This window comes from Streptomyces hydrogenans, assembly GCF_014656075.1.
In the GTDB taxonomy this organism is placed as follows: Bacteria; Actinomycetota; Actinomycetes; order Streptomycetales; family Streptomycetaceae; genus Streptomyces; species Streptomyces hydrogenans.
Genome location: NZ_BNBS01000102.1, coordinates 1 through 17,333 on the forward strand (window position 1 = coordinate 1; position 17,333 = coordinate 17,333).

Annotated in this window: 13 protein-coding genes and 1 pseudogene; 9 read left to right on the forward strand and 5 right to left on the reverse strand. The window is 72.3% G+C overall.

What is annotated here, in order from left to right:
* Positions 1–340 precede the first annotated feature (340 nt).
* Positions 341–1,534, reverse strand: coding sequence for a glycerophosphoryl diester phosphodiesterase membrane domain-containing protein (locus tag IE321_RS31205; RefSeq protein ID WP_190225347.1), 1,194 nt, complete (start codon positions 1,532–1,534; stop codon positions 341–343).
* A gap of 426 nt (positions 1,535–1,960) precedes the next feature.
* On the opposite strand from IE321_RS31205, the gene mtrA reads away from it, so the two are divergent.
* The 6 genes and pseudogenes from mtrA to IE321_RS31235 form a co-directional block, all read left to right on the forward strand.
* The gene (mtrA, locus tag IE321_RS31210; RefSeq protein WP_030498730.1) at positions 1,961–2,638 is read left to right on the forward strand and encodes a two-component system response regulator MtrA; all 678 of its coding nucleotides are present in this window, start codon (positions 1,961–1,963) and stop codon (positions 2,636–2,638) included.
* Between the two features lies 1 nt (position 2,639).
* Positions 2,640–4,649 (forward strand): MtrAB system histidine kinase MtrB, encoded by a 2,010-nt coding sequence (gene mtrB / locus IE321_RS31215; protein WP_190225348.1) that lies wholly within the window; start codon positions 2,640–2,642, stop codon positions 4,647–4,649.
* Entirely contained in the window at positions 4,639–6,513 is a 1,875-nt protein-coding gene (locus tag IE321_RS31220; protein WP_372470211.1) for an LpqB family beta-propeller domain-containing protein, read from the forward strand. The genes mtrB and IE321_RS31220 overlap by 11 nt, the downstream gene beginning before the upstream one ends.
* A 158-nt stretch (positions 6,514–6,671) precedes the next feature.
* The gene (locus IE321_RS31225; RefSeq protein ID WP_190225349.1) at positions 6,672–7,541 is read left to right on the forward strand and encodes a ComF family protein; all 870 of its coding nucleotides are present in this window, start codon (positions 6,672–6,674) and stop codon (positions 7,539–7,541) included.
* A 294-nt stretch (positions 7,542–7,835) separates the two neighbouring features.
* Complete coding sequence (hpf, locus tag IE321_RS31230; protein ID WP_043227478.1) at positions 7,836–8,522, forward strand: ribosome hibernation-promoting factor, HPF/YfiA family; 687 nt, start codon at positions 7,836–7,838, stop codon at positions 8,520–8,522.
* Between the two features lie 406 nt (positions 8,523–8,928).
* A pseudogene (locus IE321_RS31235) lies at positions 8,929–9,594 on the forward strand (response regulator); the annotation flags it as partial.
* Positions 9,595–9,603: 9 nt separating this feature from the next.
* On the opposite strand, the gene IE321_RS31240 reads toward IE321_RS31235, so the two are convergent.
* Together IE321_RS31240 and IE321_RS31245 are read right to left on the reverse strand one after the other, a co-directional pair.
* Entirely contained in the window at positions 9,604–10,806 is a 1,203-nt protein-coding gene (locus IE321_RS31240) for a winged helix-turn-helix domain-containing protein (RefSeq protein ID WP_190225350.1), read from the reverse strand.
* Positions 10,807–10,815: 9 nt separating this feature from the next.
* Complete coding sequence (locus tag IE321_RS31245; protein WP_063766083.1) at positions 10,816–11,454, reverse strand: GNAT family N-acetyltransferase; 639 nt, start codon at positions 11,452–11,454, stop codon at positions 10,816–10,818.
* A gap of 240 nt (positions 11,455–11,694) precedes the next feature.
* Here IE321_RS31245 and secA point away from each other — a divergent pair, with 240 nt between their 5' ends.
* Positions 11,695–14,499 carry a preprotein translocase subunit SecA gene (gene secA, locus IE321_RS31250; RefSeq protein ID WP_043227480.1) on the forward strand — a complete coding sequence of 935 codons (2,805 nt, stop codon included), beginning with the start codon at positions 11,695–11,697 and terminating at the stop codon, positions 14,497–14,499.
* Positions 14,500–14,552: 53 nt separating this feature from the next.
* On the opposite strand, the gene IE321_RS42310 is transcribed toward secA, so the two are convergent.
* Positions 14,553–15,164, reverse strand: a complete 612-nt coding sequence (locus IE321_RS42310; protein WP_229916606.1) for an Rv3235 family protein — start codon at positions 15,162–15,164, stop codon at positions 14,553–14,555.
* A 215-nt stretch (positions 15,165–15,379) separates the two neighbouring features.
* Here IE321_RS42310 and IE321_RS31260 point away from each other — a divergent pair, with 215 nt between their 5' ends.
* Both IE321_RS31260 and IE321_RS31265 read left to right on the forward strand, forming a co-directional pair.
* Positions 15,380–15,886 carry a DUF6912 family protein gene (locus IE321_RS31260; RefSeq protein ID WP_043227482.1) on the forward strand — a complete coding sequence of 169 codons (507 nt, stop codon included), beginning with the start codon at positions 15,380–15,382 and terminating at the stop codon, positions 15,884–15,886.
* Positions 15,887–15,910: 24 nt separating this feature from the next.
* On the forward strand, positions 15,911–16,573 hold the full coding sequence (locus IE321_RS31265) for an HAD family hydrolase (RefSeq protein WP_043227483.1): 663 nt from the start codon (positions 15,911–15,913) through the stop codon (positions 16,571–16,573).
* 44 nt (positions 16,574–16,617) lie between these two features.
* Here the strand turns inward: IE321_RS31265 and IE321_RS31270 are convergent, their stop codons facing one another.
* A complete protein-coding gene (locus IE321_RS31270; RefSeq protein WP_043227484.1) occupies positions 16,618–17,172 on the reverse strand; it encodes a DJ-1/PfpI family protein in 555 nt (184 codons plus the stop codon).
* Positions 17,173–17,333 lie beyond the last annotated feature (161 nt).

The following is a 17,333-nucleotide window of genomic DNA, read 5'->3' on the forward strand; positions in this document are numbered from 1 at the left end:
GCACCATCTGGTGCGGGGCTTTTCTGCGTTCCCGGGGCATTCCGCAGCCCCAGGGGCATTCCGTATGTCCCTCCAAGGACATTCCCCAGCCGTTTCCCGCGCCGGCTTCGGCCTGGGACCGCGCCCCGGACCGCCCCGGACCTGACCGTCCTCGTCGCCGTCTGCGGGCCTCCCGACGGGGGCGGGTCCCCGTATGAAGGGGTGGCTGTCGGGGGGTGCTGGAAGGGCGAGGGGAGGTCGTTTCGGCGGTGGATGGTGGGGACGGTCGGGGGTGGTGGAAAGGGGACAGCTCCCGGCTCCGGTGCCCAGGGGGACGGAAACGGGAGCTGTCGGGGGTGGGTCAGTGCTCGGTGGGGCTGTGCGCGGGAGCGCCGGCGGCCTTGGCGAGTTCCAGGTCCAGGGCCTCGCGGCGGATGCGCTGGTCCACGTAGAGGAGGACGGTCACGCCGGCCGCGATCGGGTACGTCAGGGCGCTGCTGATGATGCCGCCCACGGCCATGACGATCAGATAGGTCCAACTGGCCTCGAAGGCCGAACCGATACCGACGCCGTCGACGGCGAACGCGATCGCGGTGAACGGGATCGCCAGGATCATCGTGAAGATCATGATGAGGAGCTGGGTCAGCAGCGTGATGCCGAAGATCCGCCACCACGAGCCCTTCACGAGCTTCGCCGAGCGCTTCAGCGCCGCGACGATGCCCTGACGCTCCAGCATCAGCGCCGGGGAGGCCAGGCTGAAGCGGATCAGCAGCCATACGATGACCACGAAGGACGCCAGTCCGCCGAGGAAGGCGAGCGTCGCGCCGCCCGCACCGCCGAGCAGCAGGCCCGGCAGCATCGCCACGAAGGCCAGCGCGCCGGCGCCCAGGGGCAGGGCCAGGGAGAGGACCAGCAGCTGGGCCAGCCGCGGGCTCGCCTCCCGCCACGCCTCCGAGAGCGTCACCGGGCGGCCCAGGATCGCCCGGCTGACCACGATGGTGAGCAGGGCGCTGGTGAAGACCGAGGCGGCGACGGACACCAGCATCGTCGGGGCCAACTCGGTGAAGGAGGCCCGGAGATAGGTGGAGAGCGCCTCCAACTGCTCCGCCGGGGTCGCGTCCGCGTGCAGCTCGGGCGGCTCCGCCGCCAGATAGCGCTGGACGAACACCAGCGCGACCTGGGTGACCACGGCCACGGTCACCGTGACGGCCAGCACCGTCCGCCAGTAGCGGCGCAGCGTCGCCACCGAGGCGTCGAGGATCTCGCCGACGCCCAGCGGGCGGAGCGGGATCACACCCGGCTTCGCGGCCGGCGGGGCGCCGTAGCCGTTCCGGCCGCGCTGCGGTGGCGGGGTCGCCCAGGCGCGGCCCGGGGTCTCCGGCCGGGTCTGGCCACCAGGGGGCGGGGACCACTGACCGGCGGGCGGCTGGTCCTTCGACCACTGGGGAGCGGAGCCGTTCGTCTCCGAAGGGGAGGACTGTCCGGGGATCGCGGAACCGTCCTGGCCGTCGGAAGGGGCAGATCCGGGCGTGTTCCGGCCCGGAGTGTCGTTCACGGTCGTCCACCTCGAAGGATTGGGTCGCGGTGCCGGTCGGCGAACCGGCTCGGTCACGGCGGCCGTCCACGGTCGGGCGGCGGGCCGGCTGCCATCGTGCCATGGGGGACCCCGCCCTGACCCGGGACGGAACGGCTCCGTCCCGCCCCGCGCGGCCCCGGGCCCGCCGCCCGCGGGCGGGTGCCGGGCCCCGTCGGCGGCGGGTGGAGCCGTACCGGGGGAGGAAGCCCGTCCCGGGGCGTGGGCGTACCCGGTTCGGCGGGGTACGGTTCTGGGCGACCGCGGGGGTACGGGGGGTGACGGTCGTTACTGGCGGCGCGGCGCGCGGACACGGGGAGTCAGGGGCCCGGCCGAGGCGTTGTCGCAGGTCAGTGAGGTATCTCACCAGCCGCCTTGAGACTGATACGGAAATGGGATGATGTCGATATGAAGGGACGCGTTCTCGTCGTCGACGACGACACCGCACTGGCCGAGATGCTCGGGATCGTGCTCAAGGGTGAAGGGTTCGAGCCGTCGTTCGTCGCTGACGGCGACAAGGCTCTCGCCGCGTTTCGCGAGGCCAAGCCGGACCTGGTGCTGCTGGACCTCATGCTGCCCGGAAGGGACGGCATCGAGGTGTGCCGGCTCATCAGGGCCGAGTCCGGCGTGCCCATCGTGATGCTGACGGCCAAGAGCGACACCGTCGACGTCGTCGTGGGCCTGGAGTCCGGGGCCGACGACTACATCGTCAAGCCGTTCAAGCCGAAGGAGCTCGTCGCCCGCATCCGGGCGCGGCTGCGGCGCTCCGAGGAGCCCGCGCCGGAGCAGCTCACCATCGGTGACCTGGTCATCGACGTGGCGGGGCACTCCGTCAAGCGGGACGGGCAGTCGATCGCGCTGACCCCGCTCGAGTTCGACCTGCTGGTCGCGCTCGCCCGCAAGCCGTGGCAGGTGTTCACGCGCGAGGTGCTCCTGGAGCAGGTCTGGGGCTACCGGCACGCGGCCGACACCCGGCTGGTGAACGTGCACGTCCAGCGGCTGCGCTCGAAGGTCGAGAAGGACCCGGAGCGGCCGGAGATCGTGGTGACCGTCCGTGGGGTCGGCTACAAGGCGGGACCGAGCTGATATGAGCAAGGGCAGTGCTGCTCCGGAGTCCCGGGACCCCGGGGGCCGTACGGGGCGGGCTGCCGGACCGGGACGGGGGGGCTCGCGTTCCGGCCGCCTGAGGCGCGGTGGACGGCTCCTCCAGGACGGGACGCCGGGCGGACGGGTCTTCCGGATCGTCGCCCGGCTCGTACGCCGTCCGCTGCTGCCCGCCGTACGGCTGTGGCGGCGGAACATCCAGCTGCGGGTCGTCGCGGGCACCCTCCTGATGTCCCTCGGCGTCGTGCTGCTGCTGGGCCTGGTCGTCATCGGGCAGGTCCGCAACGGTCTGCTCGACACCAAGGAGAAGGCCGCCCAGATCCAGGCCGCCGGCGGGTTCTCCGCCGCGCAGGACCGGGCGGCGACCACGCCGTCCGTGCCCGGACAGGACGGGGTGCGGGCCGGCTCCTCCGTGAACTGGCGCTCCACCGTCGTCGAACAACTCGCCAGCGGTGGCCAGAGCGCCTTCAACGTCGTGGCCCTCTCGCTGGACTCCGGTGACACCGCGAGCCGCGGCGCCCGCGCCTCCGGCGAGGTCGACCCCACGCGGTCCGTCCCCGGCGACCTGCGGCACCTGGTGGCCCAGGGCAACGTGCCCTACCAGAAGTTCGGGCGAATCCACTACACCAGCGACAAGCCGTCCGAGCCCGGCCTGGTCATCGGCAAGCGGCTCAACGACGCCGAGGGCAAGCAGTACGAGCTCTACTACCTCTTCCCGCTGAGCCAGGAGGAGGACTCCCTCACCCTGGTCAAGACCACCCTGGCGACCGCCGGGCTGTTCGTCGTCGTCCTGCTCGGAGCCATCGCCTGGTTCGTGGTCCGGCAGGTCGTCACCCCGGTGCGCATGGCCGCCGGGATCGCCGAACGGCTCTCCGCCGGTCGGCTCCAGGAGCGGATGAAGGTCACCGGCGAGGACGACATCGCGCGCCTGGGCGAAGCCTTCAACAAGATGGCCTCCAACCTCCAGCTCAAGATCCAGCAGCTGGAGGAGCTGTCGCGGATGCAGCGGCGGTTCGTCTCGGACGTCTCGCACGAGCTGCGGACCCCGCTGACCACCGTACGGATGGCGGCCGACGTCATCCACGAGGCCCGCGTCGACTTCGACCCCGTCACCGCCCGCTCCGCCGAACTCCTCGGCGACCAGCTCGACCGCTTCGAGTCGCTGCTCTCCGACCTCCTGGAGATCAGCCGCTTCGACGCGGGGGCCGCCGCCCTGGAGGCCGAACCGATCGACCTGCGGCAGGTGGTGCGCCGGGTCATCGGCGGCGCCGAACCGCTGGCCGAACGCAAGGGCACCCGGATCGTGGTCGTCGGCGACGAGCAGCCGGTGATCGCCGAGGCGGACGCCCGCCGGGTCGAGCGCGTGCTGCGCAACCTGGTCGTCAACGCCGTCGAGCACGGCGAGGGACACGACGTCGTGGTCAAGCTGGCCGCGGCCGGCGGGGCCGTCGCCGTCGCCGTACGCGACTACGGCGTCGGCCTCAAGCCCGGCGAGGCCACCCGCGTCTTCAACCGCTTCTGGCGGGCCGACCCGGCACGCGCGCGTACCACCGGCGGAACGGGCCTCGGCCTTTCGATCGCCGTCGAGGACGCCCGGCTGCACGGCGGCTGGCTCCAGGCGTGGGGCGAGGCCGGCGGCGGCTCGCAGTTCCGGCTCACGCTGCCGCGCACCGCGGACGAGCCGCTGCGGGGCTCGCCGATACCGCTGGAACCCGAGGACTCCCGGCGCAACCGCGAGCAGGCAGCCGCCGGGCGGGCGCAGGAGACCGGACGCACCGCCTCCGTACCCGCCCAGCCGGCCGGCGAGCGGCCCCCGCTGTCCCCGGTGCCGCCGCGGATCTCGGCGCGGCCGACGGGTGCCGCCGTCGACCCGGCGGCGCTGCCCGGCAGCGGCGCCCGGGTGGTGGCGCGGAGCACGGCGGACGCGGAACAGACACGGAGCACGGGCACGGCGGGGAACGCGGAGCGGGAGGACCACACAGGTGAGCGCTGACGCGCGGAAGCGGGCGGGGCGGGGCCGGAGCGGACGCACCCTGGTGCTCGCCGCCTGCGGCGGACTTCTGGCGACGGGCTGCGCCACCATGCCCGACAGCGGCGACGTCCAGGCCGTACGGGGAGCCAACCCCGGCGACTCGCAGGTGCGGGTCTACGCCGTCGCCCCCCGGGACAACGCCAACCCGGACGACATCGTCGACGGCTTCCTGGAGGCCATGACCAGCGACGACCCCGGCTTCGCCACCGCCCGCAAGTACCTGACCGAGCGGGCGGCCAAGAGCTGGAAGCCGGAGCAGAGCATCACCGTGCTCGCCACCGCGCCCGACCGCAAGGGCGCCGACCGCAACGCCGACCCCGAGAACCAGGGCCGCGACTACCCGATCTCCGGCCGGAAGATCGCCACCGTGGACGGCCGGCACTCGTACCAGCCCAACAGCCCGGTGGACTACACCCAGGCCATCCACGTCGTGCAGGAGCCCGCGGCCAACGGCAAGGACAAGGAGTGGCGGATCGACGGCCTGCCGCCCGGCCTGGTGCTCGGCGAGGCCGACTTCCTCCGCAACTACCGGTCCGTCAACAAGTACTACTTCGCCTCCGGCGAGGACATGCTGGTCGCCGACCCCGTCTACATCCGGCAGCGCCAGGACCCGGTCACCCGGATGGACCCGGTGACGCAGACCGTGAAGGCGCTCCTGGAAGGGCCGACGCACTGGCTGCGGCCGGCCGTCGACGCGCCCTTCCCGTCCGGCACCCAGCTGAAGGGCGGCGTCACCTCGCTGACCACGGACGACCAGTCCACGCTCAAGGTGCCGCTCGACGTCGAGGCCGACCGGTTCGGCGGCGAGGTGTGCCGGCGGCTGGCCGCCCAGCTGCTCGTCACCCTCGGCGACCTGCCCTCCGTCCGCGTCGACCAGGTCGAGCTCCAGGACGTCGGCGGCGGCACCGTGTGCCGGCTCGGGAAGGGGCAGGCCGCGGAGTTCGAGGCGGTCCGGGACACCGGGCAGGACGAGACGCCGTACTTCGTCGACGACGAGGGCCGGATGATGGCGCTCGCGCCCGGCGGGAAGGACGTGGCCGAGCCGGCGACCGCCGTGCCCGGCCCGCTGGGCAAGGGCCTGATGCCGCTGGGCTCGGTCGCGGTGGCCCGCGGCGGGACCCGCGCCGCCGGCGTCTCCGCGGACGGCGGCTCGCTGTACGTCTCCTCGATCACGACCGAGCAGGAACAGATGCCGCCGGTCTTCAAGAGCGGGTCCGCCGTGACGGCGGACAAGCGCGACCGGCTCTCCCCGCCCAGCTGGGACGGGCGCGGCGACCTGTGGGTCGCCGACCGGGCCAGGGGCCACCAGCGGCTGGTCGTCGTGCCCGACGGCACCGGCAAGTGGATCGAGGTCCGCACGCCCTGGCTGACGGAGGACACCCGCGTCGAGTCGCTGCGGGTCTCCGCGGACGGCGTGCGCATGGCGCTCCTCCTCACACGCGAGGGACGCACCACCCTCCAGATCGGCCGGATCGAACGGCAGGACGGCGCGGACGAGCAGGTCGTGTCCGTGGTCGACCTCCAGCCCGCCGCACCGCGCATGGAGTCCGTCTCGTCCGTCTCCTGGGCGGGCCCCAGCCGGCTCGTCGTCGTCGGCCGGGAGGCCGGCGGCGTGCAGCAGATCCGCTACCTCCAGACCGACGGCTCCACCTCCGCGAGCTCGGTCCTGCCCGGCCTCAACGGCGTCAGCGTCGTCGCCGCCCCGCACCGCGAGACCGAAGCGCTGATCGCCGCCTCCGGCAACGACGGCATCGTGCGGCTGATGCCGGGAGCCAACTGGCAGCCGGTGGTGAAGTCGGGGACGGTACCGGTCTATCCGGGATAGGGACGGCCGGGGAGTGGCCGGTTCGGCCGGCGGTGTGGTCGCCGCGGGCCGGGTGTCCAGTGGGCCGAGGGGCCGACGTGGCCGGCTCTCCCGCGTTGTCCACAGGGCGTTGTCCACAGGGGTGGCGGTGCCCCCTCGGGCCCGGGCAGAGTGACGCCATGCGGGGCTGGTGGCGCGAGATCTCCGAACTGGTGCTGCCGGGCGCCTGCGAGGGCTGCGGAGCGCCTCGCACGGCGCTGTGCGCGGACTGCGCGGGGGTGCTGGCGGGGGTCGGGGCGGGGGAGGGGGGAGGGGGTGGGCGGGTGCGCCCCCTGCCGGAGCCCGAGGGACTGCCCGTGGTGCATGCCGCCGTGCCGTACGAGGGTGCGGTACGGGCGCTGCTGATCGCCCACAAGGAGCGGGGGGCGCTCGGGCTCGCCGGGCCGCTGGGCGGGGCGCTCGCGGGGGCCGTGGAGGCCGCTGTGGGGGCTGTGGGCGGTCGGGACGGTGCGGGTGGTGTCAGGGGCCCGGGGAGGGTCGGGGGCGCGGTGGAGGGGCGTCCGCTGCTGTTGGTGCCGGTGCCGGCCTCGCTGCGGGCGGTGCGGGCCGAGGGGCACGATCCGACGCGGCGGGTGGCGCTGGCGGCCGCGGCGCGGCTGCGGCGGGCGGGGCGGCCGGCGCGGGTGCTGCCGGTGCTGCGGCAGCGGCGGGCCGTCGCGGACCAGGCGGGGCTGGGGGCGCGTTCGCGGCGGGCGAATCTGGCCGGGGCGCTGGAGGTCGTGCCGGGCGGCGCGCGGCTGTTGGCGGCCGGGCGGGTGGTCCTGGTGGACGACCTGATGACCACCGGCGCGACGCTCGCGGAGGCGGCCCGCGCCCTCGGAGTCGTCCATCCGCCGTTCACCCGGGGAACTTCCGGAAGATCCCCGCGTGAGGGCGCGCAGCATGAATTCGAACAGCGGGTGGCCGCCGTGATCGCATCATCTCCCGCTTCGTTCGAATTAAACCGGAACTCGCCAGGAACTTGGATCGTTGCAGGTGGTGAGAGGTGAAAGCCTCTGAATGGAGGGAAGTCTCGGCAGCGGGTGCCGACACCCGTCCGAAGGGGCTATGTTCGGTTGTGAGGAAGGGTGAATACCCGGCCTCACCGCATACATGGTTGCGCCTACAGGACAGGAGTTCAGGGCGAATTAAACCTCTCGTCGATGGGGTTGCGATCTTGTCGGCTGGGGAGGAGGAGGTCGAAGTCGCCAAGTCCGAGCTCCGGTGAGACCGCCGGAGCTGGTGCAAAGGGAGATGCCCCTCGGCCTAGGAGCCGGGCGGGCGATCCGGGAACGGAGTTCTGCGTGGACATCGTCGTCAAGGGCCGCAAGACAGAGGTGCCCGAGCGGTTCCGCAAGCACGTGGCCGAGAAGCTGAAGCTGGAGAAGATCCAGAAGCTCGACGGCAAGGTGATCAGCCTCGACGTCGAGGTGTCCAAGGAGCCCAACCCGCGGCAGGCCGACCGGTCCGACCGCGTGGAGATCACCCTCCACTCCCGAGGCCCGGTCATCCGGGCGGAAGCGTCGGCCGCCGACCCGTACGCGGCCCTCGACCTGGCCAGCGACAAGCTGGAGGCCAGGCTCCGCAAGCAGCACGACAAGCGCTACACCCGACGGGGCACCGGGCGGCTCTCCGCGGCGGAGGTCGCCGACGTCGTCCCCGGTGTCGCCCAGCTCAACGGCCAGGGCGAACTCGTCGCCGACGAGACCGGCGGCGAAGTGCCCACCACGATGATGGGCTCGATCGAGGTCCAGGGCGAAGGCCCGCTGGTCGTCCGCGAGAAGACGCACCGGGCCGCCGCGATGGGACTCGACCAGGCCCTCTACGAGATGGAACTGGTCGGGCACGACTTCTACCTCTTCGTCGACGCCGAGACGAAGCAGCCGAGCGTCGTCTACCGGCGCCATGCCTACGACTACGGCGTCATTCACCTGGAGAACGACCCGCTCGCCGAGAACAGCGGCGGAGCGGGCGGGGCGCTCGGCGGCTGACCCGTCGAACGGCTGACCGGCCGGCCCTGCCGACCGGTCCCGGCCGGGCGGCCGACGAGTCGTCACGCACCCGGCCGCGGCGGCGTCTTCTCCGTGCCGCGCCCGTCCCGCCCCACTCGCCCCGCACGTCCCTACCGGTGCCCCTGGAGCGCCCCGCGCGCCCCCCAGGGGCACCCCTGTGCGCCCATGGGGCCACCCCGGAAGCGTCCGGGCATGAAATCATGGCGTGCACGCCAACCGGTGCTTCCCGGGAAGTGGTTGGGGGACCGGAAACGAATTCAGGCCACGGCCTTCAGGGGGAGGAACGATGGCAGACAGCTTCGGCCCGGTGCTCAGCGGGCATGAGCGCGGTGCGCTCGCCCATGAGGGTGCTCCGGAAGGATCGGAATCGGCCAACGAGGTCTACCGCGGGGAACCGATCCGGGTCCTCGTCGTGGACGACCACGCGCTTTTCCGGCGCGGTCTGGAGATCGTCCTCGCGCAGGAGGAGGACATCCAGGTCGTCGGCGAGGCCGGCGACGGGGCGGAGGCGGTCGACAAGGCGGCGGACCTGCTGCCCGACATCGTCCTGATGGACGTGCGGATGCCCCGGCGCGGCGGCATCGAGGCGTGCACCTCCATCAAGGAGGTCGCCCCCAGCGCGAAGATCATCATGCTGACGATCAGCGACGAGGAGGCGGACCTCTACGACGCGATCAAGGCGGGCGCGACCGGGTACCTCCTCAAGGAGATCTCCACCGACGAGGTCGCGACCGCGATCCGGGCCGTCGCCGACGGGCAGTCCCAGATCAGCCCCTCGATGGCGTCGAAGCTCCTCACCGAGTTCAAGTCGATGATCCAGCGCACCGACGAGCGCCGTCTCGTCCCCGCGCCCCGGCTCACCGACCGCGAGCTGGAGGTCCTCAAGCTCGTCGCCACCGGCATGAACAACCGGGACATCGCCAAGGAACTGTTCATCTCCGAGAACACCGTGAAGAACCACGTCCGGAACATCCTGGAGAAGCTCCAGCTGCACTCGCGGATGGAGGCCGTGGTGTACGCGATGCGGGAGAAGATCCTGGAGATCCGCTGAGGGCGCGCGTCACGCGTCCAGGGCCCTGACCAGGAGCGGAGTGAGCTCCGGAGGGTCGAGGCGCTCCACGCGGACCGCGTCGCAGCCGACCCATTCGGCGGCCTCGCGGAGGGCCTGGGCGACGGCGGGGACGGCCTTGGGGCCCTCCAGGGAGACCTGCCTGGCGACCAGGGTGCGGCCCTCGCGGGCCGGGTCGACGCGGCCGACCAGGCGGCCCCCGGCGAGGACCGGCATCGCGAAGTAGCCGTGCACCCGCTTCGGCTTCGGCACGTACGCCTCCAGCCGGTGGGTGAAGCCGAAGATCCGCTCCGTGCGGGCCCGCTCCCAGACGAGCGAGTCGAAGGGGGACAGGAGCGTCGTGCGGTGCCGGCCGCGCGGCTCCGTGGCCAGGGCCGCCGGGTCCGCCCAGGCCGGCTTTCCCCAGCCCTCCACCGTCACCGGCACCAGACCCGAGTCCGCCACCACCGCGTCGAACTGCTCCGCCTTGAGCCGGTGGTAGTCGGCGATGTCCGTGCGCGTGCCCACGCCCAGCGCCTCGCCCGCCTGCCGCACCAGCCGCCGCACGCACTCGGTGTCGTCGAAGGAGTCGTGGCGCAGCGACTCGGGGATCGCGCGCTCCGCCAGGTCGTAGACGCGCTTCCAGCCGCGCCGCTCGGTGACGACGACCTCGCCGTACATGAGCGCCCGCTCGACGGCGATCTTCGTGTCGGACCAGTCCCACCACTCGCCCTTGTTCTTGGCGCCGCCGAGTTCGGTCGCGGTGCGCGGGCCCTCCGCCCGCAGCTGGTCGATCACCTTGGCGTAGGAGCCGTCGGACAGTTCGTGGTGCCAGTGCGGGCGGTCGCGGTAGGCGCGGCGGCGGAAGGCGAAGAGCGGCCACTCCTCGACGGGCAGGATGCAGGCGGCGTGCGACCAGTACTCGAAGGCGTGCCCGTCCGACCAGTACGCCTCCTCGACCGTGGTGCGGCCGACCGCGCCGAGGCGGGCGTACGGGATCAGTTCGTGCGAGCGGGCCAGCACCGAGATGGTGTCCAGCTGGACCTGGCCGAGGTGACGGAGTACGCCGCGGACCCCGGCCCGGCGGTCGGGGGCGCCGAGGAAGCCCTGGGCGCGCAGGGCGATCCTGCGGGCCTCGGTGGCGGAGAGCTCGGCGGCGGGCTTCGGAGCGGGCTTCGGAGCGGTCGGCGGGGCGGTCTTCGGCACGGTCGTCATGGGGAAACCCTAGGCCCCGGGACCGACAGCGCCGGGGCCGTCCTGGGCGGTCGCCCGGGGGTCCGCGGAGGGCGGCGCCTCGCGCGGCGGGAGGTACGGGACCGGGCTCGGCAGGCCGAAGTCGGAGGGGAGCAGCGAGCCGACCCAGGCGTCCCGGAGCGTGCCGTTGTGCAGCAGGCCGGCGCGCTGGACGCCCTCCAGGGCGAAGCCGACGCGTTCGGCGACCGCGCGGGAGCCGGTGTTGCCGATCTCGGCGCGCCAGATCAGCCGGACGCAGCCGAGGCCGGTGAAGGCCCAGTGGGCGGCGGTCCGTACCGCCTCCGTCATGTAGCCGCGGCCGCGGTGGCCGGGGGCGAGCCAGAAGCCGACCTCCCAGACGCCGCTGCCGCGCTGGTGCAGGCCGGTGGCGGCGAAGAGGGGGCCGCCGTCCAGGGGCTCGATGGCGAAGCTGTAGTCGGTGTCGTCGCGCCAGCCGTCCGGGACGATCCTGTTGAGGAAGAAGGTGGCGGCCTCGCGGGGGTACGGGTCCGGGACGGTCGTCCAGCGGCGGATGGCGGGGTCCTGGCAGTGGGCGTACACGACGTCCTCGTCCTCGGGGACGAAGCTGCGGAGCCGGAGACGTTCGCTGGTGAGCGTGATGGGATCCATGCCCGGATTGTGGGGACCGGGCCGGGCGGAAGCGAACACTTTTCGGAAGGCGCGGCACCTTCCGACCACCTCGTGCGTTCTCTCTTCTGGGCGGACGTGCGGCGACGGCTCTGCGGGCCTCCCTCCGTGAGGGTGGTCTCGCTTACGATGGCCGTTGCGGTGGGGACCACCTGCCGTGCCCGCGCTCGTGTCCGTGACAAGACCCAGTGCCAGGCCCGACCGGCAAGGAGACCAGCCTCAGTGTCCGTCTTCAACAAGCTCATGCGTGCAGGCGAAGGCAAGATCCTGCGCAAACTGCACCGCATCGCGGACCAGGTCAACTCCATCGAAGAGGACTTCGTCAACCTCTCCGACGCCGACCTGCGGGCCCTCACGGAGGAGTACAAGCAGCGGTACGCCGACGGCGAGAGCCTCGACGACCTGCTGCCCGAGGCGTTCGCGACCGTCCGCGAGGCGGCCAAGCGCGTCCTCGGCCAGCGTCACTACGACGTCCAGATCATGGGCGGTGCCGCGCTGCACCTCGGCTACGTCGCCGAGATGAAGACCGGTGAGGGCAAGACGCTCGTCGGCACCCTCCCGGCGTACCTGAACGCGCTGTCCGGCAAGGGCGTGCACCTGATCACGGTGAACGACTACCTGGCCGAGCGCGACTCCGAGATGATGGGCCGCGTCCACAAGTTCCTGGGTCTCCAGGTCGGCTGCATCCTCGCCAACATGACGCCGGCGCAGCGCCGCGAGCAGTACGCCTGCGACATCACGTACGGCACGAACAACGAGTTCGGTTTCGACTACCTGCGCGACAACATGGCGTGGTCGAAGGACGAGCTGGTCCAGCGCGGCCACAACTACGCGTGTGTCGACGAGGTCGACTCGATCCTCGTCGACGAGGCGCGTACGCCGCTGATCATCTCCGGCCCCGCCGACCAGGCCACCAAGTGGTACGGCGACTTCGCGAAGCTGGTCACCCGCCTGACCAAGGGCGAGCCCGGCAACCCGCTGAAGGGCATCGAGGAGACCGGCGACTACGAGGTCGACGAGAAGAAGCGCACGGTCGCGATCCACGAGGCCGGTGTCGCCAAGGTCGAGGACTGGCTCGGCATCGACAACCTCTACGAGTCGGTCAACACCCCGCTCGTCGGTTATCTGAACAACGCCATCAAGGCGAAGGAACTGTTCAAGAAGGACAAGGACTACGTCGTCATCGACGGCGAGGTCATGATCGTCGACGAGCACACCGGCCGTATCCTCGCCGGGCGCCGTTACAACGAGGGCATGCACCAGGCCATCGAGGCCAAGGAGGGCGTGCAGATCAAGGACGAGAACCAGACGCTCGCCACGATCACCCTCCAGAACTTCTTCCGCCTCTACGACAAGCTGTCCGGCATGACCGGTACGGCGATGACCGAGGCGGCCGAGTTCCACCAGATCTACAAGCTCGGCGTCGTCCCGATCCCGACGAACCGGCCGATGCAGCGCACCGACCAGTCCGACCTGATCTACCGGACCGAGGTCGCGAAGTTCGCCGCGGTCGTCGACGACATCGTCGAGAAGCACGAGAAGGGCCAGCCGGTCCTCGTCGGCACCACGTCCGTCGAGAAGTCCGAGTACCTCTCGCAGCAGCTCTCCAAGCGGGGCGTCCCGCACGAGGTGCTGAACGCCAAGCACCACGAGCGCGAGGCCAGCATCGTCGCCCAGGCCGGTCGCCGCGGCGCCGTCACGGTCGCCACGAACATGGCCGGCCGCGGTACCGACATCAAGCTCGGCGGCAACCCGGACGACCTCGCCGAGGCGGAGCTGCGCCAGGCGGGTCTCGACCCGGTCGAGCACGTCGAGGAGTGGGCCGCGGCGCTGCCCGGCGCCCTGGAGCGCGCCGAGAAGGCCGTGAAGGCGGAGTTCGAGGAGGTCAAGGAGCTCGGCGGGCTGTACGTGCTGGGCACCGAGCGCCACGAGTCGCGCCGCATCGACAACCAGCTGCGCGGTCGTTCCGGCCGTCAGGGCGACCCGGGCGAGTCCCGCTTCTACCTGTCGCTCGGCGACGACCTGATGCGTCTCTTCAAGGCGCAGATGGTCGAGCGGGTCATGGCCATGGCCAACGTCCCGGACGACGTGCCGATCGAGAACAAGATGGTCACCCGGGCCATCGCCTCCGCGCAGTCGCAGGTCGAGACCCAGAACTTCGAGACGCGCAAGAACGTCCTGAAGTACGACGAGGTGCTGAACCGGCAGCGCGAGGTCATCTACGGCGAGCGCCGCCGCGTCCTGGAGGGCGAGGACCTGCAGGAGCAGATCCAGCACTTCATGGACGACACCATCGACGACTACATCGGCCAGGAGACGGCCGAGGGCTTCGCCGAGGAGTGGGACCTCGACCGGCTGTGGGGCGCCTTCAAGCAGCTCTACCCGGTGAAGGTCACCGTCGAGGAGCTGGAGGACGCGGCGGGCGACCGCGCGGGCATCACCGCGGAGTTCATCGCCGAGTCCATCAAGAGCGACATCCACGAGCAGTACGAGGCGCGCGAGTCGCAGCTCGGCCCGGAGGTCATGCGCGAGCTGGAGCGCCGGGTCGTCCTCTCGGTCCTCGACCGCAAGTGGCGCGAGCACCTCTACGAGATGGACTACCTCCAGGAGGGCATCGGCCTGCGCGCGATGGCGCAGAAGGACCCGCTGGTCGAGTACCAGCGCGAGGGCTTCGACATGTTCACCGCCATGATGGAGGGCATCAAGGAGGAGTCCGTCGGCTACCTGTTCAACCTGGAGGTCCAGGTCGAGCAGCAGGTCGAGGAGGTCCCGGTACAGGCCGGAGCGCCGTCCCTGGACAAGGGTGACGCCGTGCCGGCGGGCGGTCGTCCGGAGATCCGCGCGAAGGGGCTCGACGCCCCGCAGCGGCCGGACCGGCTGCACTTCTCCGCGCCGTCGGTGGACGGCGACGGCGGTGTCGTCGAGGGCGACTTCGCCTCGGACGGTGACGACGCGGGCGACGGGATGACGCGGGCGGAGCGCCGCAAGGCGCAGAAGAACGCGGGCGGGCGTCGCCGCAAGAAGTGACCGCCTGAACCGAGGCGAGGGGCCCTGCCGGATCCGTCCGGCGGGGCCCTTCGTCATGGCTGGGGGCTGCCGCCGACGAGCCGGCCGAGGCCGTCGAGCTCGACGGCGGCGCACCGCCAGCGGTGGTCGTGGCCGAGCTCCAGGCGGAAGGCGAGGGCGCGGACGCGCGGGCCGGCGGCGAGCGAGGCGAAGACCTCCAGGACGGTGTCGCCGGAGTGCGGCTGCGCGGCGCACCGGCGCAGCACCGGCCGGGGTCCCAGGGCCCGCGCGACGGTGCGCGGGGCGAGCCGGACGAGTTGCTCGTACGCCTCCCCGACGGTCAGCCCGAGCATCGAGTGCACGGGCCGTTCCCCGCTGAGCACGGCGACCAGGCGCTCCGCGAAGGCGGTGTGGACGGGGAGGGCGCGGCGGGGGAGTCCGCCGGGGTGTCCGTGCCGTACGGCGGCCGCAGTGGTGCGGTGGGCCTGGCCGGGGACGGTCGTCGTCCGGGCCCGTCCGGGGTCCCCGCCGGCCGGGCGGCGGCCTCCGCATCCGCCGGCCGGGGCGGGCTCCGGGGCCGTGGCGGGGGCCGGTGGGGCCGTGCGGGCGCGGGGGATGCCGGCGGTGCCGGGGGAGGTGCCGTGCGGGGGGTGGGAGGCGGGCGCGGGCGTGGGGTGCTGAGGCATGGGGATCCCTTCGGAAGGCGGCTCATACCAGTCGGTAACTTGCCGTCGGGGATCTTGTATCCAGCGGCCCGCGCACCGCGCAAGAGCACTGGGTGCGCGGATGTGTACGCTGAGTGATTCACCTATCAGGGGGACGGCGGGGGGCGGGCGGCCCGTCCGGGGCGGTGGGGGCGGACGTATCCTGAGGGCGATTCCGACTACGAAAGCGGCCCGTCATGCGCGTGTACGTCCCTCTGACCCTTCCCGGTCTCGCACAGGCGCACAAGGCGGGGGAGCTGGGTCCCGGGCCGCTGACCGCCTACGCCGTCACGCCCGCGCTGCGCGAGTGGTACGTCTCCGACGACATCGAGGAGCTGGAGTACGCGGCGCTCAGCAGGGCCGCCGCGGCCTCGCTCCGGCTCGTCGCGGGTGACCCCGGGGCGCCGCGCCGCCGGGTGGTCGTCGCCGTCGACGTCCCCGACAAGGACGCCGCCGCGGACCCGGACCGGGGGCTCGACGCCGGCGCGATCGGCGAGGTCCGGATCGCCGGGGCCGTGGCCCTGGCCAAGGCCGCCGCCGTGCACGCCGACGCCGACGACGCCGAGGCGGACGTCACCGCCGCGGCCGCCGCGCTCGGCGCCGCCGACCAGGGCGACGACGACGCGCAGTTCGTCGTGGACGGCGCCGAGGACCACGAGCTGCTCTGGTTCGGGATCCAGGAGATCCCCTCCCTCCTCGGCTGAGCCGGCGGCCTGTACCGTCGCTCCATGGGGAAGCAGCACATGAAGAAGCATCTGGTCTGGGACTGGAACGGCACCCTGCTGGACGACATCGCCGCCGTCATCGGGGCCACCAACGCGGCCTTCGCCGAGCTCGGCCTCCAGCAGCTCACGCTGGAGCGGTACCGCGAGCTGTACACCGTCCCGGTGCCGAAGTTCTACGAGCGGCTGATGGGCCGGCTGCCCACCGACGCCGAGTGGACCCTGATGGACGGGACCTTCCACCGCTACTACTGGGAGCGCGCGGAGAACTGCGGGCTGACCCCGGGCGCCGCCGAGCTGCTGGCCGCCCGGCAGGCCGCCGGGGCCACCCAGTCGCTGCTCTCGCTGGCGCCGCACGCCGAGCTGCTGCCGCTGGTGGCGCGGCACGGGATCGCGGAGCGCTTCGTACGGGTCGACGGGCGCCCCGACAGCTCCACGGACGGGAAGTCCGGGCACATGGTGCGGCACCTGGAGGCGCTGGCCGTGCCGGCCGAGCGGGTCGTCGTCATCGGCGACGCCGCGGACGACGCGATCGCCGCCGCCCACGTGGGGGCGAAGGCCGTCCTGTTCACCGGCGGCTCGCACAGCCGGGCCTCGCTGGAGCGCGTCGGCGTGCCGGTCGTGGACTCCCTGGAGGAGGCCGTCTCGGTCGCGGAGGAACTGGTCTGACCCGCGCGGGACGGGGCCGCCCGCCGGGCGGCCCCGCCGGGGCGTCAGCCCTTCGCGCGGAGCACCTTCAGGAACTCGCGCATCCACGTCGGGTGGTCCGGCCAGGCGCGCGAGGAGACCAGCAGGCCGTCGACGACCGCCGCCGTGTCCTGGAAGTCGGCGCCCGCCGCCTGCATGTCCAGCTCCAGGGCCGGGTACGCCGTGACCCGGCGGCCCTCCAGGCCGCCGACCGCCGCCGTGAGCAGCGGGCCGTGACAGATCTGCGCCACCGGCTTGTCGGCGTCGAAGAACGACTTGAGGATCTTGCGGAGCTCCGGGTCGTTGCGCAGGTACTCCGGGGCCCGGCCGCCCGGGATCACCACCGCCACGTAGTCGCCGGGGTCGACCTCCGAGAAGGCCAGGTCGGCGGGCCAGGTGTAGCCCGGCTTCTCCGTGTACGTGTCGTAGCCGGGCTCGAAGTCGTGGACCACGAACCGGAGCTGCTTGCGGGCCGGGGCCGCGATGTCGACCTCGTACCCTTCTTCGAGCAGACGCTGGTACGGGTACAACACCTCCAGGGACTCCGCCGCGTCCCCCGTCACGATCAAGATCTTCGCCATGGCACTCCCGGTTCCAGGGATGGTCGGTCCGTCGTCGTGCACGCGTCCACGCTGCACCGTTCCGCGCGATCCGCCAAGAGTGCATGTGTCGCTGTCCAGAACGTCAAACTTCCCACCCCGCTTTTGTACACATACGGCTCATGACGGGGCAGGGGGCTTGA